Origin of the sequence: Microbacterium sp., from assembly GCF_049661145.1 — a bacterium.
GTDB lineage: Bacteria > Actinomycetota > Actinomycetes > Actinomycetales > Microbacteriaceae > Microbacterium.
In genome coordinates, this window is sequence record NZ_JBASZT010000108.1 from 1 (window position 1) to 23,586 (window position 23,586).

The following is a 23,586-nucleotide window of genomic DNA, read 5'->3' on the forward strand; positions in this document are numbered from 1 at the left end:
AGCGCGAGCTCGCCGCCGGCACCGATCGCGCGCCCGGCGAGGGCCGCGCCCACTCCGCCCAGCAGCACGACCGCCCCGACGATCCCTCGCACGCGCGTGGACGATTCACTGCGCACGACCTCGACCATCGCCTGCACCGGCGGGATGGATGCCGCCCGCCGCGCGGGGATCGCGGCGGCGACAGCGCTGACGGCCACGCCGGTGACCATCGCGATGACGACGGTCTCGGGCGTGAGCGACGACGCGCTCGACATCTCCGACCCCATCGCCGCGAACGCGCCCTGCACCAGCGCGACCAGCCCCATCCCGGCGGCGACGCCGAGCGCCGAGCCGACCAGCCCGACGACGATGGCTTGCCCGACGACCTCCCAGAAGACCTGGTGGGGAGAGGCTCCCAGGGCACGCAGCACGCCGATCTCGCGCATGCGCTGACGCACCGACATCGAGAAGGTGTTGGAGATGATGAAACCGCCCAGCAGCAGCGCGATCGCGCCGAACGCGATCAGCAGCACGCTCACGAACCCGATGACGTCATCGATCCGGTCGAGGAGCGACTCCCGCAGCGACGATCCCGTGCGCACTTCGATGGCGCGGGCATCCGTGCCATCGGCGATATAGCCGTCACCGGCGTCATCCCCGGTCATCGCCGTGACGTCGCCTCCGACGGTCGCGGCGATCGAGCGGGCGACCGCGTCGAGGTCGGCGCCGTCGACGACGTCGATCCCCAGGCTCGGCACTCCGCCGTCGGGCGCGAAGGCGGCCAGGGCGCTCTGCGCGTCGATCACGACGATCGTCGCCCCGAATGCCGCCGCGTCGTACTCGTACTGGCCGACCACCTCGACCTCGCGCACGCCGCCCGGGAGTACGAGGTGGGTGTGGTCGCCGACCTTCAGACCCGCGTTGCGCAGCGCGCTCGTCTCCACGGCGATCTGCCCGGCCGAGTCAGGCAGGCAGCCCTTGGAGATCGCCATGTCGTCCGTCGCCGCCAGAATGACCGTCGGCGCGCCGACGCCGACCACGGGCGTGCCGTCGGCACCGACGAGTACCCCCGAACCTTCGAGGGAAGGAGCGACGTGGGCGACACCCGAAACGGTGCGGACCGTGTCGGCGTCCGCGAGCAGGATGCCGGAAGCCGGTGCCGTCCCACCCGCCTCCGGCGGGGCGCCGGCCGCGGCCGGCCGAAGATAGAGATCGGCGGAGTAGCTGCCGGCGGCGATGTCGTCGAAGGTGGAGGACAGCGACGTGCGCAGCGCCAGAGTGCCGGTCACGAAAGCGACACCGAGGACGACGGCGAGCGCCGACAGCAGGAACCGGATCATGTGCTGGCGCACACCGCGCCAGACGAGCAGCAACATCTGAGTGCCCCTCAGCTCTCGACGGTGGCCGTCGATGCGGCCACGGCGGAGGAGGCCATGCGCAGTCGGCTGAGGATCAGGTCTTCGGTCGGGTCTGCGAGGTCGTCGACGATGCGCCCGTCTGCGAGGAACAGCACACGGTCGGCGTAGGCCGCCGCCGAAGGCTCGTGCGTCACCATGACGATCGACTGCCCGAGCTCCGTCACCGAGGTGCGGAGGAACGACAGCACCGACTCCGAGGCCGTCGAGTCGAGGTTCCCCGTGGGCTCGTCCGCGAACACGATCGCGGGACGGCCCAGCAGCGCACGCGCACACGCGACGCGCTGCTGCTGACCGCCGGAGAGCTGGTCGGGGCGGTGACCGAGACGCGCGCTCAGGCCGACCGCGTCGATGATCCGGTCGAACCACACGGGGTCGGCCTTGCGCCGAGCGATCGTGAGGGGGAGCTCGATGTTCTCTCTCGCCGTGAGCGTGGGCACGAGGTTGAACGACTGAAAGACGAAGCCGAGCTTGGTGCGGCGGAGTTTGGTGAGCGCCGACTCCGAAAGCCGGTCGATGCGCCGACCGTCGATGTGAACTTCGCCACTGTCCGGTCGATCCAGGCCCGCCATGCAGTGCATCAGCGTGGACTTTCCGGAGCCGGACGGGCCCATGATCGCGGTGAACCGGCCGCGACCGAACCGCACGTCGATGCCATCCAGTGCGGGCACGAGGGTGTCGGCTCTGCCGTAGTGACGGCGCACGCCGATCGCTTCGGCGATGGGTGCGGCATCCGTCTCCTGCCGACTCGGGTTCTCCGTCGCGGGGTGGGCCGCGGTCTGCACTGTCATCGCTCTCGCCTTCCGGTTCGCCCGCGGGCGAACCCGTCGTCGGAATCTTCGGACCGCGAGTCGGCCCGCTGGCAACGCTAGAGCGAACGTGGTATGACCACACGGGGGTTATCCCGAAAGCTCGCGCGGAAACCCCCCGTATCCGACCCGTTGCAGCACGCTACGCGAGTGCGCCGGCTGCGCGAGTGCGCCGGTTGTGCGCGAGTGCGCCGGTTGCACCCGGTCTCCGACCGGCCGGGTCGGCGGCAACCAGCCCGCGCCTCGCCCACGGAGTGGAGACGCGCGGCTTGTGCGGTCAGAGGACGTCGCCGCGGCCGGTCAGCTTGAGGGCGTCGACGACCCCCTTGACGCGCTGCGCGTTCTCGCTCGTGGTGACCAGCAGCGCGTCTGGCGTGTCGACGACGACGATGTCCTTCACCCCGATGAGGCTGATGACTCGCGTCGTGTGACTGACGACGATGCCGCTGGCGGCATCGGAGAGCACGCGCGCGTTCTCGCCGAGGATCGCGAGGTCGTTCTTGCGGCCGCCGGAGTTCAGCTTGGCGAGGCTCGCGAAGTCCCCCACGTCGTCCCAGTCGAAGTGACCGGGCACGACAGCCAGTCGTCCCTTCTTCGCAGCCGGCTCGGCGACGACGTAGTCGATCGCGATCTTCGGCAGCTTCGGCCACACCTTGTCGACGACGGGGCCACGGAGGTCCCGGTCGTCCCACGCCTCGGCGAGTTGCATCAGCCCGGCGTACAGCTTCGGCTCGTTCGCCTCGATCTCCTTCAGCAGCACGTCGGCGCGCGAGATGAACATGCCCGCGTTCCACAGGTAGTCACGGTCGGCGACGTACCGCTTCGCGGTCTCCAGATCGGGCTTCTCCACAAAACTGTCGACCAGCGAAGCGTCGCGCGCGCCGTCCACGATCAACTCGCCGCCGCGCTTGATATACCCGAACCCGACCGCCGGCTCGGTCGGCGAGATCCCCACCGTGCAGATGTAGCCTTCGCGGGCGACCTCCACGGCATCCCGCACCGCGAACTCGAACACGCGCGTGCCACGGATCACGTGATCGGCCGCGAACGACCCGATGACGACGTCGGGCTCGCGCCGGTGCAGGATCGCCGCCGCCAGTCCGATCGCCGCCGCCGAGTCGCGCGGCTCGGACTCGAGGAACACGTTCCGATCGGGGATGCCGGGCAGTTGCTCCTCCACTGCCGCACGATGCGCCCGCCCGGTCACCACGGCGATGCGGTCCTCGCCCGCCAGCGGCGCCAGCCGGTCCCACGTATCCCGCAGGAGCGAGTGCCCCGACCCCGTCAGGTCGTGCAGGAATTTCGGCGCGTCGGCGCGGGACAGCGGCCACAGCCTGCTCCCCACACCTCCTGCGGGAATCACGGCATAGAAGTCATCGATCGATCTGGCCATGGTTTCGAGGGTATCTCCCTCGGCATCCCCCTCCGAAAGAACGCCCCCCGCGGCGCCTATCCACGGCGTTCTCTCGATATCGAGAGAACTTAGGTTCGCCTTCCTCGCCGCCGCATGGGGGCTCGACTTAGGATGGGACAGCGCCCGTGTGCGACGCCGAGGGTTTCCGCCCCGGGGCGGAGAAGCCCCCGCCGTATCGAGGTGTCCGATCACACCAAGGGAGGGACGACCGTGTCTGCACCAGCACGCGTCACACCGTCGGTAGCCCAGACGACATCCAAGACCCCGCGCGGCACGCTGTACCGCGGCAACGAAGGCATGTGGTCCTGGGTTCTGCACCGCATCACCGGCGTCGCCATCTTCTTCTTCCTGCTCGTGCACGTGCTCGACACCGCCCTCATCCGCGTCTCCCCCGAGGCGTACGACGCGGTCATCGGCACGTACAAGAACCCGATCATGGGCCTCGGCGAGGTCGCCCTGGTCGCCGCGATCGCGTATCACGCCTACAACGGGCTGCGCATCATCGCGGTCGATCTGTGGCCATGGGCGACGCGCCATCAGCGGCAGTTGTGGTGGGGCGTGATCGGCGTGTGGGCGGTGACGCTCGCGGGCTTCGCCCCGCGCCACCTCATCAACGTCTTCGCGAACGTGGGAGGCGGGCACTGATGGCCTCCGACACGCTCGCCGCCCCGCGCACGCCGCACGTCCGCAAGAAGGGCGCCAATCTCGAGAAGATCGGCTGGATCTACATGCGCGTCTCGGGCGTGCTGCTGGTCGTCCTCATCTTCGGGCACCTGTTCACGAACCTGATGGTCGGCGACGGCATCCACGCCCTCGACTGGGGTTTCGTCGCCGGCAAGCTCGCCAACCCGTTCTGGCAGGTATGGGACATCCTCATGCTCTGGCTCGCGCTCATCCACGGCGCCAACGGCATGCGGACGATCATCAACGACTACGTCACCGGCGCGAGCGTCCGAAAGGTCCTGGTGTGGGCCGTGTTCGTCGCCGCCGGCCTGTTGATCCTGCTCGGCACTCTCGTCGTGTTCGCGTTCGACCCCTGCAACGGCGTGACCAGTGACAGCGCGTTCTGGGAGGCTTGCCAGGCGCTGTGAGTGCAGCGACGGCAACGAGGAAGACCGAGAAGACTGAAGAGGCATCCCTGACGTGAGCACCCAGCATCCCGAGGCCGTCCTGCGCGACGGCGTGTACTATCACGAGTTCGACATCGTCATCGTCGGCGCGGGCGGCGCGGGCATGCGCGCGGCGATCGAGGCGGGCCCCGGCGCCCGCACCGCGGTCATCACCAAGCTCTACCCGACCCGCTCGCACACCGGTGCGGCGCAGGGCGGCATGGCGGCGGCTCTCGCGAACGTCGAAGAGGACTCGTGGGAGTGGCACACCTTCGACACCGTCAAGGGCGGCGACTACCTCGTCGATCAGGATGCCGCGGAGATCCTCGCGAAAGAGGCCATCGACGCCGTCATCGACCTCGAGAACATGGGCCTGCCCTTCAACCGAACCCCCGAGGGCAAGATCGACCAGCGCCGCTTCGGGGGGCACACCGCCGACCACGGCAAGACTCCCGTGCGCCGCGCGTGCTACGCCGCCGACCGCACCGGCCACATGATCCTGCAGACGCTGTTCCAGAACTGCGTCAAGCTCGGCATCAACTTCTTCAACGAGTACTACGCGCTCGATCTCATCACGGTGAAGGATGCCGACGGCAAGACGCAGATCGCGGGCGTCGTCGCCTACGAGCTTGCGACCGGGGACCTGCACGTGTTCCACTCCAAGGCCGTCATCTTCGCGACCGGCGGCTTCGGCAAGATCTACAAGACCACCTCCAACGCCCACACCCTCACCGGCGACGGCGTCGGCATCATCTGGCGCAAGGGCCTGCCGCTGGAGGACATCGAGTTCTTCCAGTTCCACCCGACCGGACTCGCCGGCCTCGGCATCCTGCTCACCGAGGGTGCCCGCGGTGAGGGTGCGATCCTGCGCAACGCCTCGGGCGAGCGGTTCATGGAGCGTTACGCCCCCACCATCAAGGACCTCGCCCCCCGCGACATCGTCGCCCGCTGCATGGTCAAAGAGGTGCTCGAGGGCCGCGGCGCCGGCCCCCACAAGGACTACGTGTACCTCGACTGCACGCACCTGGGCGCCGAGGTGCTGGAGACGAAACTCCCCGACATCACGGAGTTCGCGCGGACCTATCTCGGCGTCGACCCCGTCGTCGAACCGGTGCCCGTCATGCCGACGGCGCACTACGCCATGGGCGGCATCCCCACCAACAACAGCGGCGAGGTGCTGCAGGACAACGACACCATCGTGCCCGGCCTGTATGCGGCGGGCGAGTGCGCGTGCGTCTCGGTGCACGGCGCCAACCGCCTCGGCACCAACTCGCTGCTGGACATCAACGTGTTCGGAAAGCGGAGCGGTCGAAACGCCGTCGAGTACGTCAAGACGGCCGAGTTCGTGCCGCTGCCCGAGGACCCCGCTCGCGACGTGCGGCAACTGATCGAGGGGTTGCGGAACAACCCCGGCTCGGAGCGCATCGCGGTGCTCCGCAAGACTCTGCAGGAAGAGATGGACGCGAACGCGCAGGTGTTCCGCACCGAGGAGACCCTCACGAACGTGATGGGCACGATCCACGACCTGCGCCAGCGTTACCAGAACGTCCACGTCGACGACAAGGGCAAGCGCTACAACACCGACCTGCTCGAAGCCGTCGAGCTCGGGTTCCTGCTCGATCTCGCCGAGATCGTCGCGTACGCCGCCCGCAATCGACGAGAGAGCCGCGGCGGTCACATGCGCGAGGACTACCCCGACCGCGACGACAAGAAGTACATGCAGCACACGATGGCGTACCTGACGGGCGACCCGCACTCGCCCGACCCCGAGGACCACATCGAGCTGGACTGGAAGCCCGTCGTGTTCACCAGGAACGACAAGGGCGAACTCAACTACCCGCCGATGGAGAGGAAGTACTGATGACCCTCGTCACCGAGGACGCCGCAGTAGCCACCGACAGCGGCATCCAGTCGTACCTCGTCACGTTCATCCTGCGGCGCTTCGATCCCGAAGTGGATGCCGAGCCGCGCTGGGTCGACTACGACGTCGAGCTGTACCCCACCGATCGCGTGCTCGACGCACTGCACAAGATCAAGTGGGAGGTCGACGGGTCGCTCGCGTTCCGCCGGTCGTGTGCGCACGGCATCTGCGGCTCCGACGCGATGCGCATCAACGGCCGCAACCGCCTCGCGTGCAAGACGCTCATCAAGGATCTCGACATCTCGAAGCCCATCTACGTCGAGGCCATCAAGGGCCTGCCGCTGCAGAAGGATCTCATCGTCGACATGGAGCCGTTCTTCGCGTCGTACCGCGAGGTGCAGCCGTTCCTCATCGCGAACTCGAAGCCCGAACCCGGCAAGGAGCGCATCCAGTCGATCGCCGACCGCGCGATCTTCGACGACACCACCAAGTGCATTCTCTGCGCGGCATGTACGTCGTCGTGCCCCGTGTTCTGGACCGACGGGCAGTACTTCGGCCCGGCCGCGATCGTCAACGCGCACCGCTTCATCTTCGACTCGCGCGACGATGCGGCATCCACTCGCCTCGACATCCTCAACGACAAAGAGGGCGTGTGGCGCTGCCGCACGACCTTCAACTGCACCGAGGCGTGCCCCCGCGGCATCGAGGTGACGAAGGCCATCGCCGAGGTCAAGCAGGCCGTCCTGCGGGGTTGACGCGCGGCGGGTCAAGGTTGAGCGAGGCGCGCAGCGCCGAGTCGAAACCTCGCGCGGCGGATCCCTGACCCTCCTCTGAATCTCCTCTCCGGCAGTCGCTTCGGCACAGCTTTTCAGAGGCGCTGCCGCGCCGTGGGGGCAAGGAAACCTGGCGCATGTCGCGAGACTTTCGCATTAGTCCGACGAAGCCAGACCGTGCCGAAGTGACTGCCGAAAACCCGCAACGGCCCGACGGCGCCGGGGTCCGGATGCCGACGACGCGCTCGGTACGCTGAGAACGTGACCCCCGAGCCTTCACCGCCGGCGCCCCGCCGTGCGGCGGACGATGCCCGGCTCGCAGAGGAGACGCTCCGCGAGCGCTGGAACACCACTCAGGACGCGCTGCGGGAGCGCTTCGACGCCCCGATCAGTCGCGCCACCGAACTGACCCGCCTCGCCGTCGCGAGCTTTCCGGTGCGCGTGTGGCGACGGTTCCTGCAGCGCAACGGATTCCTGCTCGCGGCGGGGGTCAGCTACCAGTCGCTGTTCGCGATCTTCGGCGCCATCTATGTCGTCTTCGCGATCGTGGGACTGTGGCTCGGCGGCAGCCCGGCGGCTGTGAACAGGCTGATCGAACTCATCAACTCGTACATCCCGAACCTCATCATGGAGGAAGGGCTGATCGAGCCCGACGCCGTGCGGCAGGTCGCGACCGACAGCGCCAGCACGCTGACCATCACGTCGATCATCGCGCTCGGCATCGTCATCTGGGCCGCCATCGGCTTCATCACCTTCACGCGGCGGGCGATCCGTGACATCTTCGGTCTGCCCTACGACAACCGCAATTACGTGCTTCTCAAGGCGCGCGATCTGCTCGCGGCCGCGGCGTTCGGACTCGCGCTGGTGGCGGGTGCCGCGCTCGGGCAGGTGGCGACCTGGGCGTTGCGCCTCGTGTTCGAGCTGCTGCAGCTGCCGAACGAGTCCTTCTGGTCGCATACGCTCGGTCGGGCCGCCGTGCTCGTCGTGGGATGGGCGGTCAACTCCACGGCACTCGCGGCGCTGTTCCGCTTTCTCACCGGCACGCAGCTGGGCTGGCGCACGGTGTGGCCGGGTTCGATCCTTGGCGGCGGTGCGCTGGTCGTGCTTCAGGTCGGTGCGGGTCTGCTGCTCGGCTACACCCCGTCGAACCCGCTGCTGGCGACCTTCGCCGTGCTGATCGGATTTCTGCTGTGGTTCCGGCTCGCCGGCATCGTCATCCTCGTGGCCGCGTCGTGGATCGCCGTCAGTTCGGCGGATCACGGTATCCCACTGCTGCTGCCTTCGGAGTCCGAGCTGCTGCGCGCAGAACACGAGACGCTGCGGATCGCCGCCGAGTTGCGACTGCGCACGGCACGCGAAGCGGCGTCCACCACGCCCTGGTATCGCTCGTGGGGCGCCCGTCGCCGGGTGCGGGAAGCCGAGACCGAGCTGCTGGAGGTCGAGGCGTCCGCTCCCCTGCCGCCGACGAAGCAGGCTCCCCGGCGCCCCGCTCGGTGAGTGTCCGGGCCCGTCGCTAGGGTTGTCGGGTGCCTTCCGCAACCCCCAGAACCGTCCGCATCGCGTCCGTCAACGTCAACGGCATCCGCGCCGCCGCCCGCAAGGGCATGCTCCCCTGGCTCGAGACGGCGGGTGTCGACATCCTGACGCTGCAAGAGGTGCGCGGCGAGGCCTCGCATCTGGCCGAGGCCCTGCCCGGCTGGCATGTCGTGAACGACGAGGCGCTGGCCAAGGGCCGGGCAGGCGTCGCGATCGCCACCCGGCGGCCGATCGACATCTGGCGGGTCGAACTCGGCAACGAGACACTCGACTCGCGCGGGCGCTGGGTCGAAGCCGACCTCGACGTCGACGGCACGCTCGTGACCGTCGTGAGCGCCTACGTGTTCACCGGCGAGGCCGACACCGACAGGCAGGTCGCCAAGTACGCCTTCCTCGACGCGATGGAGGCACGGATGCCGCGGCTCGGCCCGCTGGCGCTGATCACGGGCGACCTCAACGTGGGACATCGTGAGCTCGACATCCGCAACTGGCGCGGCAATGTGAAGAAGGCCGGATTCCTGCCGCGCGAGCGCGCCTACTTCGACCGCTTCACCGGCGCGGCGGGCGCCGAGGTGGTGTGCGTGGACGGCACGACGGGTACCGGTCTCGGCTGGATCGACGTCGGCCGGCGCTGGGCGGGCGAGGTCGACGGCCCGTACTCGTGGTGGTCGAACCGGGGCAAGGCGTTCGACACCGACACCGGCTGGCGCATCGACTACCACCTCGCCACGCCGGCTCTGGCCGAGCGCGTCGTGGACTACCGCGTCGTGCGGGCGCCCTCCTGGGACACCCGCTGGAGCGACCACGCGCCGGTCGTCGCCGACTACGCGCTCTGAACTCGACTGCACGCCGGGTATCCGCTCGGCTACACCGCCACCTCCTGGCGGGCGAGGCGCAGCCAGGTCTCCACGACCGTGTCGGGGTTCAGCGACATCGACTCGATGCCCCGGTCCATCAACCACTGCGCGAGGTCGGGGTGGTCGCTCGGGCCCTGCCCGCAGATGCCGACGTACTTGCCGCGGCGCCGGCACGCCTCGATCGCCAGGTCCAGCACCGCGAGCACGGCGGGATCGCGCTCATCGAAGATCGGCGAGACCAGCGACGAGTCGCGGTCAAGGCCCAGCACCAGCTGTGTCATGTCGTTCGACCCGATCGAGAAGCCGTCGAACACGTCGAGGAACCGGTCTGCCAGCAGCGCGTTGGAGGGGATCTCGCACATCATGATGACCTTGAGTCCGTCCTCGCCGCGCCGCAGTCCGTGCTGCGCCAGCAGGTCGACGACGCCCTGACCTTCGGCGAGGGTGCGCACGAACGGCACCATGACCTCGAGGTTCTTGAGCCCCATCTCGGTGCGCACGAACCGCAGCGCCTCGCACTCCATCGCGAAGCACTCCTCGAACGACGGCGAGACGTACCGCGAGGCACCGCGCCACCCGATCATCGGGTTCTCCTCGTGCGGCTCGTACCGGTCACCGCCGAGCAGGCCCGCGTACTCGTTCGACTTGAAGTCGCTCATCCGCACGATGACCGGTTCCGGCGCGAACGCCGCCGCGATCATCGCGACACCCTCCGCGACGCGCCGCACGAAGAACTCTCGCGGGCTCGGGTAGGCCGCGGTCACCTCGTCGACGCGCGAGCGCAGGTCCGGCGGCAGTTCGTCGCGGTCCAGCAGCGCCCGCGGGTGCACGCCGATCTGACGGTTGATGATGAACTCCAGGCGCGCGAGGCCCACCCCGCGGTTCGGCAGCTTCGCGAAGCTGAACGCCTGGTCGGGAGTGCCCACGTTCATCATGATGCGCACCGGCAGTTCCGGCATGGCCCCGAGGTCGGTCCGCTCCTCCGCGAAGGCGAGTGCCCCGGCATACACGACGCCGTCGTCACCTTCGGCGCACGAGACGGTGACCGTCTCGCCGTCGGGCAGGCTCTTCGTCGCGTGGCCGGTGCCGACGACGGCGGGGATGCCGAGTTCGCGTGCGATGATCGCGGCGTGGCACGTGCGGCCGCCCCGGTCGGTGACGATCGCCGACGCCTTCTTCATGATCGGCTCCCAGTCCGGGTCGGTCATGTCGGCGACGAGGACATCACCGGGCTGGAAGCGGTCCATGTGCGCGACCGAGTCGAGCACGCGGACCGGGCCCTGCCCGATGCGCTGGCCGATCGCCCGGCCCGTGATGAGCACGTCGCCGTGCTCGCGCAGGACGAAGCGGCTCATGACGGCGCCGTGCTCGCGCGAGACCACGGTCTCGGGGCGGGCCTGCAGGATGTAGAGCAGTCCGTCGACGCCGTCGCGCGCCCACTCGATGTCCATGGGACGGCCGTAGTGGCCCTCGATCGTCAGGGCGTGGCGGGCGAGCTCTTCCACCTCGGCATCCGTGATGCTGAAGACTCCGCGCTCTGCCTCGGGGACCTCGGTCCAGGCGGTCGAACCGCCGGTGGTGACGTCGTCGGCGTAGCGGAGCGCGACCGCCTTCTCGCCGACCTGGCGCTTGAGGATCGCGGGGCGCCCGGCGCGGAGGGCCGGCTTGTAGACGTAGAACTCGTCGGGGTTGACCGCGCCCTGCACGACCGCCTCGCCGAGTCCGTACGCACTCGTGATGAAGACCGCCTGGTCGAAGCCGGACTCGGTGTCGACGGTGAACATGACCCCGGACGCGCCGATATCGCTGCGCACCATCCGCTGGATACCGGCCGACAGCGCGACCTCGCCGTGGTCGAACCCGTTGTGCACGCGGTACGCGATGGCGCGGTCGTTGTACAGCGACGCGAACACCGCGTGCACGGCCTGCAGCACGTTCTCGATGCCGCCGATGTTGAGGAACGTCTCCTGCTGTCCGGCGAACGACGCGTCGGGCAGGTCTTCGGCCGTCGCACTCGAGCGGACCGCCCAGGTCACGGCATCCGGGTCCGGGTCACCGGTCAGCAGGCGCGCGAACGCGTCGCGCAGGTCCTGCTCCAGCGCGGCGGGGAACGGCTGATCCGAGATCCAGCGTCGGATGTCTGCGCCGACCCTCGCCAGCTGCGCGACGTCGTCGATGTCGATCGCGCCGACCGCGGCAGCGATGCGCTCGTCAAGGCCGTCTTCGGCCAGGAAGGCACGGTACGCGTCGGCGGTCGTGGCGAATCCGCCGGGGACGCGCACCCCGGCATCCGACAGCCTCGACACCATCTCGCCGAGCGACGCGTTCTTGCCTCCGACCTGCGGAAGATCGGCCATGCCGATGTCTTGGAACCACAGGATGCTGTTCATAGTTTCACCTCATCGATCAGGGTCGTCAGTGCCGCAGCTTCAGCGCCTGCATGATGACGGCCGACATCTCCTCGACGCTTCTCGCCGAGGAATTCAGGGAGGGGATGCCGCAGCGCCGGTACAGGTCCTCGGCGCGGCGGACTTCGAGGGCGCACTGCGCGAGCGACGCGTACCGCGAGTGCGGCCGGCGCTCGGTGCGTACTTGGCACAGGCGCGACGGCGTCGTCGTCAGCCCGAAGCAGCGTGCAGCATAAGGCGCGATCGCGCGCGGCAACTGCTCGGTCGGGAAGTCGTCGTCGGTCAGCGGATAATTGGCCACGAGCAGCCCGTACTGCAGCGCGAGGTACATCGTCGTCGGCGTTTTGCCGCAGCGACTCGGGGCGACGATGATCACCTCCGCGGCGTCGAGGTGGTCGACGGTCTGCCCGTCGTCGTGCTCGATCGCGTACTCGATGGCGCGCATGCGCGCGCGGTATGTGTCGATGTCGCCGACGGCGTGCGATCCCCCGCCGACTTGGGAGGCCGTCACGCCGAGCTTCCGCTCGAGCTCGTGCAGGTGCTCGCCGAGCAGGTCGACGACGATGGCGGGGGCGGCGGTTTCGGCGGGGGCGGCGGCTTCGGCGGGGGCGGCGGCTTCGGTGAGCCGGGCGCGCAGTTCCGCGCGGCGGATCGTCGCGAACACGAGAGGGGCGGGGCCGGATTCCGCAGCTTCTTGGACCGCGGCCAGCACCTCGTCGAGGCGCTCGGGCGAATCGGCGAACGGCATCGTGCGGCGGGAGGCGGCGAGGCCCGGGAAGTTCGCGAGCAGTGCTGTGCCGAGCGTCTCGGCGGTGATGCCGGTCGCGTCGGACACGAAGAAGACCGCGCGCGGCGCCTCCGCCGGCGTCGTGCTCGCGCCTAGCGGCGAATGCACCGTCTGCGTGATCCGCGCTCTTGTCGCGGTCGAGTCGTCCATCATGGACTTCCGGTCTGCGGCAGTCTTTGCCGCACTTTCACGGTACGCGCGGTCTGGGGCTGATGTGCGGCGCTCGGCCGTGAATATGCCCGCGGCATCACCGGTGCCCGCCCGCGGAGCACACGGCGCCCGCGCGGGTGCGGCCCGGCATCCGCCTCGCTCCGGCCCCGGCCTAGACTTGAGGGATGACCAGGCCCCGTCTCTACTCCGGAATGCAGCCGTCCGCCGACTCCCTTCAGGTCGGCAACTACATCGGCGCTCTGCTGCAGTGGCGCGACCTGCAAGAGGCGTACGAGGCGTTCTTCTCGGTCGTCGATCTGCACGCGTTGACGCAGCCGAACGACCCGGCAGAACTGCGCGAGAAGACCCGGCGGACCGCGGCACAGTACATCGCGGCGGGCATCGAACCGTCGCGCTCGACGCTGTACGTGCAGTCGCACGTGCGCGCGCACGCGGAGCTCGCGTGGGTGCTGTCGACGATCACCGGGTTCGGCGAGGCCGGCCGGATGACGCAGTTCAAGGACAAATCCGCGCGCTACGGGGCCGACGCGACCAACGTCGGGCTGTTCACGTACCCCGTGCTGATGGCCGCCGACATTCTGCTGTACCAGACCAACATCGTCCCGGTCGGAGACGACCAGAAGCAGCACGTCGAACTGACCCGCGACCTCGCGGAGCGGTTCAACTCGCGCTACGGCACGACGTTCGTGGTGCCGATGCCGGTCATTCAGCAGGACACCGCACGCATTTACGACCTGCAGAATCCGACCGCGAAGATGAGCAAGTCCGCGGAGTCGGACGCCGGCGTCCTGTGGCTGCTCGACGATCCGGTGCTGTCGGCGAAGAAGATCATGCGCGCCGTCACCGACAGCGAGGGTGCCGTCCACTACGACCGCGAGAACAAGCCGGGCGTGTCGAACCTGCTCGTGATCTACGCGGCGCTCACCGGTCGGCAGATCCCCGCGATCGAGGACGAGTACGCCGGTCGCGGCTACGGTGACTTCAAGAAGGGCCTCGCCGAGGTCGTGGTGAACGAGTTCGGCCCCGTGCGCGCTCGCGCGCTGGAGCTGCTCGCAGACCCCGCCGAGCTCGACCGGGTGCTCGCTGCCAACGCCGATCGTGCTGCCGAGGTCGCCGATGCCACCCTCGCCGACGTGTACGAGAAGGTCGGGCTGCTCCGCCGCGCCTGATCTGTGCGGACTGAGGGCGCTGCTGCACAACTCCGCCTCAGATGACCGCATGAGCCCATTTCGGGTGCCTCGAACGATCTCAGGCGGAGTTGTGCAGTTCACCGACGGCACCGGGGGTGCGCCGCGCGCAGCGCCCTGATTGCGGTGACAACCTGTTCGGGATGGTAGAGGACCTGCGCGGCCGTCAGTCGCAGTGTGACGTAGCCGCGCGTCGCGAGCGTCAGATCGCGCTGTCTGTCCTTGACCTGCTGCTGCCAGGACTCGTGGAACTCCTTGCTGTCGCACTCAATGACCAGCCAGCCGTCGATCAGGAGATCCACGTAGCCGACGCCGTCGAAGTGCACCTGCAGGTCGATATGACATCCGAGGCCGCGCGCCATGAGCCGAACCAACGTTTCCGTTCCTGACTGCGCGCGCCCGTCGGTCAACCCCTCCAAGACGTGAAACCGACGGGGTAGCGCCGCAAACACCGCTCCGAGCTCCTCCACCCGGATGAGGCCCTTGTTCAGCGCACTGTCGATCGTGGCAATGGCGTACCGCGCCGGCTGGCACAGGACCGCATGCGCGACGGCGTCGAGCACAGCGACATGCGTCGACGTCGCCGCCTCGGGACGCAGTAGCGGGATCCAGTGCGTCCGGATGCCGCTGCGCTTTCGACGCGGCGGCAGTTGCTTTCGCGGATCGGTGTGCGATCGCAGCCGGCTCGCGCCGCGCGCGAGGTGCACATGCGTGACGTCGTTGCCGTAGACAAATACTCCCAGCAGCTGCAAGAAGCTCAGGCAGGTCGCAAGGCCCCCGACACGGACGGCCTCCACGATGCCGCGAGGGGCGCCCTGCGGAAGGTAGCGATCGCGGCGGACGCGGATCAGGGCGCCGAGCCGCACCGCGTCCGACACCGAGTGCCGCGTCATGCCGCCGTCGAGCAGTTGAGCAAGGGTCAGACACATGATCTCTTCCATGCCCACACCGTGCCGCCAGCGCGAGGGCCGTGGCGGCACGAACCCCGGATCTGTAGAGAACTCGCCGAAGAGTCCATCTGTGGAGAGGCCGATGAGAGCCAGGACGGTCGACCCCGCATCTGCACAACTCCGCCTGAGCGCGCACGATGGGCGGTCAAGGGCCCCGGGCGGCGATCTCAGGCGGAGTTGTGCAGGCTCGGGCCGGCGAAGGGAGCCCGACGGCGGGAGCGGGCGGGGCTGCGAGCAGGCGGGGATAGGGTCGGGGGATGGAACCTGTGGCGCTGCGGACGGCGCGGCTCGAGCTGTCGGTCCCGGTCGAGGCGGACGCCGCGGCGATTTACGAGGCCTGCCAGGACCCGCTGATCCAGCGCTACACCACGGTGCCTTCGCCGTACGAGCGCGGCCACGCCGAGGAGTTCATCCGACGTGTCGCCACGCAATGGTCCGAGGGTGTGCACCTGACGTGGGCGGTGCGCGAGGGCGAGACGCTCGTGGGGACGATCGGTGTGTACCGTATCGACGGCAAGGGCGCCGGAGAGCTGGGCTACTGGGTCAGCCCGGGGTCGCGCCGCCGCGGGCTGCTGACGGAGGCGGCTCGCGCCGTGATCGACTGGGGCTTCTCCGACACCGGACTGCGCCTGCGCCGGCTGGAATGGCGGGCCGTCGTCGGCAACGTCGCTTCGGCGCGCGCCGCACAGGCGCTCGGCTTCCGCTACGAGGGATTGCTGCGCGAAGGGCTGGCCGGCCACGATCACCGCGACGACGGTTGGATCGCGGGGCTGCTCGCGACCGACGACCGCATCCCTTCGCCTTGGCCCGTACTCGAGGCCTGACCGCGCGTCGTACCCTCGTGGGATGATGAGCGCATGCCCGAGATGCCGGAGGTGCAGGGACTCGTCGCGTTCCTCGCCGGGCGCGCGACGGAGCTGACCATCACGAAGGTCGCCATCGCGAACATCGCGGCCCTCAAGACGTACGACCCGCCGATCGACGCGCTCAAGGGCGCGACGGTCACGGGTGCGAGCAGGCACGGCAAGTTCGTCGACCTCAGTACGAACGGTGGCACCAGGGGCGCAGATGCCGGTATCCACCTCGCCTTCCACCTCGCCAAAGCGGGCTGGCTGCGCTGGTACGACGCGTTGCCCGCCACCGTCATCCGCCCGGGCAAGACACCGATCGCCCTGCGCGTGGGCTTCGACGACGGTTCCGGGTTCGACCTGACCGAGGCCGGCACCAAGAAGTCGCTCGCCGTCTACGCGGTACACGATCCGCAGGATGTGCCCGGCATCGCGCGGCTCGGCCCCGATCCGCTCGACGCCGACTTCACCCGCGACGCCCTCGCCGCGCTTCTCGCGGGGCGGCGCACCCAGATCAAGGGCGTCCTGCGCGACCAGTCGATCATCGCGGGGGTCGGCAACGCCTACTCCGACGAGATCCTGCACGCCGCGAAGATGTCGCCCTACGCGCTGGCGGCGACTCTCGACGCCGCCGAGGTGGACCGCCTGTACGACGCGATGCGGACGACGCTGACGGATGCCGTGGCCACCGCATCCGGCAAACCACCGGCAGAACTGAAGGATGCGAAGCGTCGCGGCATGGCCGTCCACGGCCGGCGCGGCCAGGTGTGTCCCGTCTGCGGCGACGAGGTGCGGTCGGTCTTCTTTGCGGACAACAGCCTCGAATACTGCCCGACCTGTCAGACGGGCGGGAAGCTGCTGGCCGACCGGCGGCTGTCGCGGCTGCTGAAGTAGCGACCGGCGGTTCGGTCGCCATGAGACGGCGCGCCGTGATCTCGATACACCCGCGGCTGCGCCGCGGGCACTCGATCACCGGTGGGTGGAGCGGAGCGCGGCCGAGGGATGGGGCCGCACGGGGCGACCGCGGAGCGCGGCCGAGGGGTGCGGACAGTCGGGGAAGGGGCCCTGTTGGCCGCACCCCTCGACCGCGCGAAGCAACCCCGTCCAGCCGATCCTCCATCGACCGCGCGGAGCCGCACGGCGTCGCACGGCACGGCGCACACGGCACGGCACGGCGTCGCACGGCACGGCGCACACGGCACGGTACGGCGCGCGCGCGCCGCCGGATCAGCCAGTCGTCCCCATGAGGATGCGGGCGTCGTCGTCGACCCAGTCGATCGACTTGCCGACGGCTTTCTTCCACTGACGGTAGCGCCGCGCACGCTCGTCGGAATCCATCCGCGGCTCGAACCGGACGTCCTCATGCCATTGGGCGCGCAGCTCCCCAAGGTCCGACCACAGCCCGACCGCAAGGCCGGCCGCGTACGCGGCGCCGAGCGCCGTCGTCTCGACCACCGTCGGCCGCACGACCGGGATGCCGAGGATATCCGCCTGGAACTGCATCAGCAGGTCGTTGCGCGTCATGCCGCCGTCCACGCGCAGTTCGGTCAGCGGCCGCCCCGCATCGGCGACAACCGCCTCGATGACGTCGCGCGTCTGGAACGCGGTCGCCTCCAGCGCCGCGCGTGCGATGTGAGCCTTCGTGACGTAGCGCGTCATGCCGACGAGCGCGCCGCGCGCGTCGGGTCGCCAGTACGGCGCGAACAGTCCCGAGAAGGCGGGCACGAAGTAGGCGCCGCCGTTGTCGGCGACGGATGCCGCGAGCACCTCGACCTCCTGCGACGACGAGATGATCCCGAGGTTGTCGCGCAGCCACTGGACGAGCGATCCGGTGACGGCGATCGATCCTTCCAGCGCGTAGTGCGCCGGCTCTCCCGCGCGCCGGTAGGCGACGGTCGTGATGAGTCCCGCGCGCGACCGGATGATCTCGGTTCCGGTTCCCACCAGCAGAAAGTTCCCGGTGCCGTACGTGTTCTTCGACTCGCCCGCCTCGAACGCGGTCTGGCCGAAGGTCGCGGCCTGCTGGTCGCCGAGGATCCCCGCGATCGGCACGCCCGCAAGCTCCGCCGGTTCGCGCACCTCGCCGAACACCTCTGAGGACGACCGAATCTCGGGCAGCATCGCCCGCGGGATGCCCCACACCTCGAGCAGGTCGTCCGCCCAGTCGAGGGTGCGCAGGTCCATCAGCAGGGTGCGACTCGCGTTGGTGACGTCGGTGACGTGGATGCCGCCGTCCACCCCGCCGGTGAGATTCCAGACCAGCCAGGAGTCGGGGGTGCCGAACAGGAGGTCGCCGCGCTCGGCGCGCTCGCGCGCACCCTCGACATTGTCGAGGATCCAGGCGATCTTCGACGCCGAGAAGTATGTCGCGAGCGGCAGACCGGTCCGCTCCGCGAACGCGTCGACCCCGAGCCGGGCGGCGAGCCGGTCGATCCGCGGCTGCGTGCGCGTGTCCTGCCACACGAGCGCGTTGTGCACCGGCTCTCCGGTGGCGCGATCCCAGACGATCGCGGTCTCGCGCTGGTTGGTGACACCGACGGCCGCGATGGCCACGGCATCCTGTCCCGACGCTGCCAGCGCCGCGGTGAGCACCTTGCACGTGTTCCGCCAGATCTCGACCGGATCGTGCTCGACGCGCCCGGCGCGCGGGAAGATCTGCCGGTGCTCCTGCTGGGCCGAGCCCGCGATGGCGCCGGCGTGGTCGAAGACGATCGCGCGCGTGGAGGTCGTGCCCTGATCGAGCGCGATCACACAATCTGGCACGTCGTCTCCTCCTCGAGCTGCCCGCCTCCCACGCTACCGCGCCGTCACGGACTCTCCCGACGCCCCCGCCGCGGCACCGGTGTCGTACCCGGCGTCGGCGGCGTGCACGGCCGCCAGCGCATGGTCGACCTCGGCCGTTTGTGCCGCGGCATCCCACCCGAGAACGGGTGCGATCACCTCCGCGACCTCGGCGGCCGCCTCACGTGTCGCGAGGCCGAGGAAGGCGATCGCGGTGCGGCGCAGCAGCATGTCGGCGAGGTGCACGACGAGCTCCGTGGCCGCAAGGTGGCGCAACTCGTCGCGGGTGTAGCCGGGGACCGTGCCGAGCGCCCCGTCGTCGGCACCGATCGCCCCGATGACCTCGGCGGCGCGCGTGCCGTAGCGATCCAGCAGCGCCGCGGCGCCGGCGAACCCGACGCGATCGGAATGAGCAGCGATCCACTGCCGGCGGGCACGTTCGGGGGTCGGGTAGCCGGCGCCGCCGCCGATCGGCAACCCCTTGGTGGTGCGCACCCGCGGGCGCGCGAGCAGTTCGAGGACGCGGTCGGTCAGATGTGCGGCGGAAGCGCGGAAGGTCGTCCACTTGCCGCCGACGAGGCTCAGCACCGTCGGGCTGTCGGGCGACGCGCCCGGACCCCCGAGCCTGGCCGCCTCGATGCGGTAGTCGCGCGACACGAATCCCGGCGCGAGCTCGCCGTGGCCCGGCAGGGGACGCACGCCCGCGAACCGGAAGACGATGTGCGAACGGTCGACGGGGATCGTCGGGAACACGTGCGCGATGAGGTCGAAGAAGTAATCGACCTCGGCCTCGGTGCACACGATCGGCTGGGCCATGTCGTGCTCCAGGTCGGTCGTCCCGACGAGGACGCGGCCTTTGAGGGGGTAGATCAGCACGATCCGCCCGTCGGAGTGCTCGAAGAACAGCTCCCGCCCGCCGGTCGCGTCCAGCAGTTCGTCGTGCTCGAGGACGATGTGCGAGCCCTTCGTGCCGCCCATGTAGTGGGTGTCGTCGCCGAGCGCGCGGTTGGTGAGGTCGGTCCACGGCCCCGACGCGCCCACGACGACGGATGCCGAGAACGCGAACTCATCGCCGGTGACCGCGTCGCGCAAGGTCACCTTGTCACCGTCGGCGGCGACGACCTCGGCATAGTTCGCCGCGCGCGCCCGCTCGCCGCCTGCCGCGAGCCCGTCACGGAGGACGTCGAGTGCGAGTCGCTCCGGGTCGTGCAGCGATGCATCCCAGTAGGTCGCGGTGTACCGGACACCGGGGTTCAGCTGCGGCAGCTGCTGCAACGAGCGCCGTCGCCCGTGGAAGGTGTGGCGCGGCACGGTCCCCTTGCCGAACAGGCCTCCGCCGCGCGAGAAGGAGTCGTAGATGACGAGACCGATCTTGATCAGGGCGGCACCACGCTCGGTGGGCCTGCCCGCCCGGCCGGCGCCGTGTCGCAGGAATCGCAGTGGCGCGGACAGGATGCCGGAGAACGTCGAGTAGATCGGGATCGTCGTCTGCAGCGGCCGCACGTAGTGCGGTGCGGTCTTCAGCAGGGCGTTGCGCTCGGTGACCGCTTCGTGCACGAGGCGGAACTCGCCGTTCTCGAGGTAGCGGATACCGCCGTGGATCATGTGACTGGATGCCGCCGATGCCCCGCTGACGAAGTCTCCGCGCTCGACGAGGGCGACGTCGACGCCCTGGAGGGCGAGGTCGCGGAAGGTCGCGAGCCCGTTGATGCCGCCGCCGATGATGAGGACGTCGGCGTAGGGGCGCTCGCGCAGCGATTCGATCGTGCGTGGTCGTGGCTGCGGCATCGGTCGTCCTCCTCGCCTCCAGGCTAATCTCCCGTGCGGCACTCTGACCACGTGCTCTTCACGACGCGGTGTTTGTGACGTCAGGCGTCTCTTGCGTCCGCGAATGGGAGCGTAGCCATGAGGCTGACGGTAGCTTAGATTGACTGCTAATAGTTGTGTGTCACACGTGCGAATGGTAGCTTGAGCGCGTGTCCACCTACCTGCCGCGCCTCATCGACGGTCAGTTGCGGGCGACGCTGAACGAACTCCCCGCCATAGCGCTGAACGGCCCCAAGGGCGTCGGGAAGACGGCGACGGCGCAGCAACTCGCTGCCGCGGTCATCCGACTGGACGTCCCGTCGCAGCGCGAAGCGTTCGGCGCCGATCCGGGGCGCCTGAACACAGCCCCGGCTCCCGTACTGATCGATGAGTGGCAGCGTCTCCCCGAGACGTGGGATGTCGTGCGTCGATGGGTCGACGACGGTGCGCCGGCAGGCAGCGTCATCCTCGCTGGCAGCGCAACCCCGCGTGGAGCCGCCATCCACTCGGGCGCCGGTCGCATCACGACCCTGCGCCTGCGCCCGATGTCGCTCGCGGAACGAGAGGTGGCGACTCCGACGATCTCGCTCGAGTCCATGCTCTCCGGCACCGCGACCATCGACGGAACGAGCGATCTGACCCTGCGGGATTACGTGGACGAGATCACCGGTTCGGGCTTTCCCGGCATCCGTCGACTCAGCGCGCGCGGCCGCGCACGGCAACTCGACGCCTATCTCGACAACGTCGTGCAGCGCGAGTTTCCAGATCAGGGACTTTCCGTGCGCGCGCCCGAGACGCTGCGCCGTTGGCTCCGCGCGTATGCGGCGGCGGCCGGCACCACGGCAAGCTACGCAAGAATCCTCGACGCCGCGACACCGGGAGAGACCGGCAAACCGGCCAAGACCACGACCATCGCTTACCGGGACGTACTGCAGAGCCTCTGGCTGCTCGACCCTCTCGAACCATGGGCACCGGACGCGACGGATCTCGGGCGGCTCGGCCAGAGCCCCGTGCACTCCCTCGCCGATCCGGCCCTTGCCTGTCGGCTGCTCCGGATCAGCGCCGACGACCTGTGGGAAGGTGAGGCGGATGCCGATCCGCTTGTCGACCGCGTGGGTTCGGGCTTCGGCACTTTTCTCGGGCGGATGTTCAAGTGTCTGGTCGGCCTGAGCGTCCGGGTCTATGCCGGGTACCGCGACGCAGACGTCGGTCACCTACGCACGCGCAACGGGGATCACGAGGTGGACCTCGTCGTGCATCGCGGCCGCCGCACTGTCGCGCTCGAAGTCAAGCTGACGCCGTCGGTCTCGGACGAGGACGTGCGCCACCTGCGTTGGCTGCGGGAGCGAATGGGCCCACAGCTGACTGACGCGGCCGTCGTCACGACGGGCCCTGTCGCCTACCGCCGCCGAGACGGCATCGCGGTCGTCCCCGCCGCGCTGCTCGGGCCGTAGCTCAGGGAAACGTACGAAATCGCCTATTCTGTACGTTATGAGCCGCATTGCCATTACCGAGGCTCGGGAGCGTTTGGCCGCGGTCGTCGATCTCGCGCGGCGAGAGACGGTGTATCTCACACGCCGCGACCGCCCTGTCGCCGCGCTGGTCGATCCGGATGTGCTCGCCCAGTTGCAGGAGGATGCCGAGGAACTCGCGGACATCCGCGCGGTCGATGCCGCCTGGGACGAGACGGAGCGCCTCGGCGAGTCACCGATCCCGTGGGAAGAGGCAAAGCGCGAACTCGGTCTGTGATGTACCGGGTCGAGATCCTGCCCGTCGCCAGTCGCGAGATCCGCAAGCTGCCACCGGAGGCGAAGCGGCGCGTCCAGGCCGTCATCGAACTTCTCGCCACTGACCCCCGCCCGCCTGCCGCGAAGAAGCTCGTGGCACGCCGCGAGTGGCGCGTCCGCATCGGCGACTATCGCGTCCTGTATCGCACCGACGACGGCGTTCTCACCGTCGTCGTCGTCCGCGCCGGCCACCGCCGGGACATCTACGAGCGGTGAGCGCCGGGGGTCGCTGCCGAAACTCCACCAATCCGCACGGAAGTCCGGCTTTTATGCCCGCATACCGCCTGCGCCGGCCCACATCGGTGGAGTTTCGGCGCGCCGCGGTGGCGCATGCCGCCTCCGGTGACCGTCACGGAATGAAACGGTGGCGGGCGCGTTGAGTAGAATCGAGAGCAGAACGTGCTCCGGGGTCGGTGAGAATCCGAACCGGCGGTGATAGTCCGCGAACCCGATGCCCCGACAGGGTGCCGGGCCGATCCGGTGGAACTCCGGAACCGACGGTGATGCGACGGTCCTCCTCGTGAGGTCGCGCTAGTCCGGATGGGAGGCAGCACACGGCGACGCACGCCTCGGCGAGCGTGACCGCCGGTGTCGCTCGTGCCATCGACATCCCGGAGCCTCGACGGAGGACGACGGATGGCCGCGATGGACCGCACGCACGCAGGGGTCGAACCCGCGATGCGGCGTGCCTTCGCGCTCGCGCGCCGTGGCCCGCGCGGGGTCAATCCGCAAGTCGGCGCGGTCCTGCTCTCCCCCGCCGGCGAGGTCATCGCCGAGGGCTGGCATCGCGGCGCCGGCACCCCGCACGCCGAGGTCGATGCGCTGACCCGCCTCATGTTGGAGCGAGGGCAGGAGCAGGGCGAGGATGCCGCGCGTGGCGCGACCGCCGTCGTCACCCTCGAACCGTGCAATCACACCGGCCGCACGGGACCGTGCGCCGAAGCACTCATTGCTGCGGGAGTGAGCCGCGTCGTGTACGCGGTGTCCGACCCGGGCGAGACCGAGGGCGGTGGCGCCGAGCGTCTGCGCGCCGCCGGCGTCGAGGTCGTGGCGGGTGTGCTCGAGACCGAAGTGACTGCGTTCCTCACGAAGTGGCTGACCGCTACCC

21 protein-coding genes and 1 riboswitch are annotated in these 23,586 nt (G+C 69.4%); of the genes, 13 read left to right on the forward strand and 8 right to left on the reverse strand.

Annotated elements, in window-relative coordinates; translation table 11 throughout:
- From WBP48_RS04640 to WBP48_RS04650, 3 genes are all read right to left on the reverse strand, one after another.
- On the reverse strand, positions 1-1,355 hold a 1,355-nt coding region (locus WBP48_RS04640; RefSeq protein WP_424436770.1), incomplete at its 3' end, for an ABC transporter permease.
- 11 nt (positions 1,356-1,366) lie between these two features.
- Positions 1,367-2,185 (reverse strand): ABC transporter ATP-binding protein, encoded by an 819-nt coding sequence (locus tag WBP48_RS04645; protein WP_424436773.1) that lies wholly within the window; start codon positions 2,183-2,185, stop codon positions 1,367-1,369.
- Positions 2,186-2,480: 295 nt separating this feature from the next.
- On the reverse strand, positions 2,481-3,596 hold the full coding sequence (locus WBP48_RS04650) for a mannose-1-phosphate guanylyltransferase (RefSeq protein WP_424436776.1): 1,116 nt from the start codon (positions 3,594-3,596) through the stop codon (positions 2,481-2,483).
- Between the two features lie 231 nt (positions 3,597-3,827).
- Between WBP48_RS04650 and sdhC the strand changes: the two genes are divergently transcribed.
- From sdhC to WBP48_RS04680, 6 genes are all read left to right on the forward strand, one after another.
- Positions 3,828-4,262, forward strand: a complete 435-nt coding sequence (sdhC, locus tag WBP48_RS04655; RefSeq protein ID WP_424436779.1) for a succinate dehydrogenase, cytochrome b556 subunit — start codon at positions 3,828-3,830, stop codon at positions 4,260-4,262.
- Positions 4,262-4,708: a succinate dehydrogenase hydrophobic membrane anchor subunit gene (locus WBP48_RS04660; RefSeq protein ID WP_424436782.1), complete on the forward strand. Its 447-nt coding sequence runs from the start codon at positions 4,262-4,264 to the stop codon at positions 4,706-4,708. The genes sdhC and WBP48_RS04660 overlap by 1 nt, the downstream gene beginning before the upstream one ends.
- A 52-nt stretch (positions 4,709-4,760) precedes the next feature.
- The gene (sdhA, locus tag WBP48_RS04665; RefSeq protein WP_424436785.1) at positions 4,761-6,587 is read left to right on the forward strand and encodes a succinate dehydrogenase flavoprotein subunit; all 1,827 of its coding nucleotides are present in this window, start codon (positions 4,761-4,763) and stop codon (positions 6,585-6,587) included.
- Positions 6,587-7,342, forward strand: coding sequence for a succinate dehydrogenase iron-sulfur subunit (locus WBP48_RS04670; protein WP_424436788.1), 756 nt, complete (start codon positions 6,587-6,589; stop codon positions 7,340-7,342). The genes sdhA and WBP48_RS04670 overlap by 1 nt, the downstream gene beginning before the upstream one ends.
- Before the next feature lie 279 nt (positions 7,343-7,621).
- Entirely contained in the window at positions 7,622-8,857 is a 1,236-nt protein-coding gene (locus WBP48_RS04675) for a YihY/virulence factor BrkB family protein (RefSeq protein WP_424436791.1), read from the forward strand.
- A 29-nt stretch (positions 8,858-8,886) separates the two neighbouring features.
- Entirely contained in the window at positions 8,887-9,732 is an 846-nt protein-coding gene (locus tag WBP48_RS04680; protein ID WP_424436794.1) for an exodeoxyribonuclease III, read from the forward strand.
- A 29-nt stretch (positions 9,733-9,761) separates the two neighbouring features.
- Here the strand turns inward: WBP48_RS04680 and ppsA are convergent, their stop codons facing one another.
- Both ppsA and WBP48_RS04690 read right to left on the reverse strand, forming a co-directional pair.
- Complete coding sequence (gene ppsA / locus WBP48_RS04685; protein ID WP_424436797.1) at positions 9,762-12,143, reverse strand: phosphoenolpyruvate synthase; 2,382 nt, start codon at positions 12,141-12,143, stop codon at positions 9,762-9,764.
- A 25-nt stretch (positions 12,144-12,168) separates the two neighbouring features.
- Positions 12,169-13,101: a pyruvate, water dikinase regulatory protein gene (locus WBP48_RS04690; protein ID WP_424436800.1), complete on the reverse strand. Its 933-nt coding sequence runs from the start codon at positions 13,099-13,101 to the stop codon at positions 12,169-12,171.
- Positions 13,102-13,283: 182 nt separating this feature from the next.
- Here WBP48_RS04690 and trpS point away from each other — a divergent pair, with 182 nt between their 5' ends.
- Positions 13,284-14,288, forward strand: a complete 1,005-nt coding sequence (gene trpS / locus WBP48_RS04695) for a tryptophan--tRNA ligase (protein ID WP_424436803.1) — start codon at positions 13,284-13,286, stop codon at positions 14,286-14,288.
- Between the two features lie 98 nt (positions 14,289-14,386).
- Here the strand turns inward: trpS and WBP48_RS04700 are convergent, their stop codons facing one another.
- Positions 14,387-15,247: an endonuclease domain-containing protein gene (locus WBP48_RS04700; RefSeq protein ID WP_424436806.1), complete on the reverse strand. Its 861-nt coding sequence runs from the start codon at positions 15,245-15,247 to the stop codon at positions 14,387-14,389.
- Between the two features lie 266 nt (positions 15,248-15,513).
- Between WBP48_RS04700 and WBP48_RS04705 the strand changes: the two genes are divergently transcribed.
- Positions 15,514-16,080, forward strand: a complete 567-nt coding sequence (locus WBP48_RS04705; protein ID WP_424436809.1) for a GNAT family N-acetyltransferase — start codon at positions 15,514-15,516, stop codon at positions 16,078-16,080.
- A gap of 33 nt (positions 16,081-16,113) precedes the next feature.
- Positions 16,114-16,998, forward strand: coding sequence for an Fpg/Nei family DNA glycosylase (locus WBP48_RS04710; RefSeq protein ID WP_424436812.1), 885 nt, complete (start codon positions 16,114-16,116; stop codon positions 16,996-16,998).
- A gap of 333 nt (positions 16,999-17,331) precedes the next feature.
- Here WBP48_RS04710 and glpK read toward each other — a convergent pair whose 3' ends face one another.
- Together glpK and WBP48_RS04720 are read right to left on the reverse strand one after the other, a co-directional pair.
- Positions 17,332-18,867 carry a glycerol kinase GlpK gene (gene glpK, locus WBP48_RS04715; protein WP_424436815.1) on the reverse strand — a complete coding sequence of 512 codons (1,536 nt, stop codon included), beginning with the start codon at positions 18,865-18,867 and terminating at the stop codon, positions 17,332-17,334.
- 33 nt (positions 18,868-18,900) lie between these two features.
- Positions 18,901-20,673: an FAD-dependent oxidoreductase gene (locus WBP48_RS04720; protein WP_424436818.1), complete on the reverse strand. Its 1,773-nt coding sequence runs from the start codon at positions 20,671-20,673 to the stop codon at positions 18,901-18,903.
- 188 nt (positions 20,674-20,861) lie between these two features.
- Between WBP48_RS04720 and WBP48_RS04725 the strand changes: the two genes are divergently transcribed.
- The 4 genes from WBP48_RS04725 to WBP48_RS04740 form a co-directional block, all read left to right on the forward strand.
- Entirely contained in the window at positions 20,862-22,145 is a 1,284-nt protein-coding gene (locus WBP48_RS04725; protein WP_424436821.1) for an ATP-binding protein, read from the forward strand.
- Between the two features lie 37 nt (positions 22,146-22,182).
- Positions 22,183-22,440 (forward strand): type II toxin-antitoxin system Phd/YefM family antitoxin, encoded by a 258-nt coding sequence (locus WBP48_RS04730; protein ID WP_424436824.1) that lies wholly within the window; start codon positions 22,183-22,185, stop codon positions 22,438-22,440.
- On the forward strand, positions 22,440-22,694 hold the full coding sequence (locus WBP48_RS04735) for a type II toxin-antitoxin system RelE family toxin (protein ID WP_424436827.1): 255 nt from the start codon (positions 22,440-22,442) through the stop codon (positions 22,692-22,694). Before WBP48_RS04730 ends, WBP48_RS04735 begins: the two co-directional genes overlap by 1 nt.
- A gap of 181 nt (positions 22,695-22,875) precedes the next feature.
- A riboswitch (FMN riboswitch) is annotated at positions 22,876-23,034 on the forward strand.
- An 80-nt stretch (positions 23,035-23,114) separates the two neighbouring features.
- Positions 23,115-23,586, forward strand: a 472-nt coding sequence (locus tag WBP48_RS04740; RefSeq protein ID WP_424436830.1) for a bifunctional diaminohydroxyphosphoribosylaminopyrimidine deaminase/5-amino-6-(5-phosphoribosylamino)uracil reductase RibD, incomplete at its 3' end; no start/stop codon positions are given.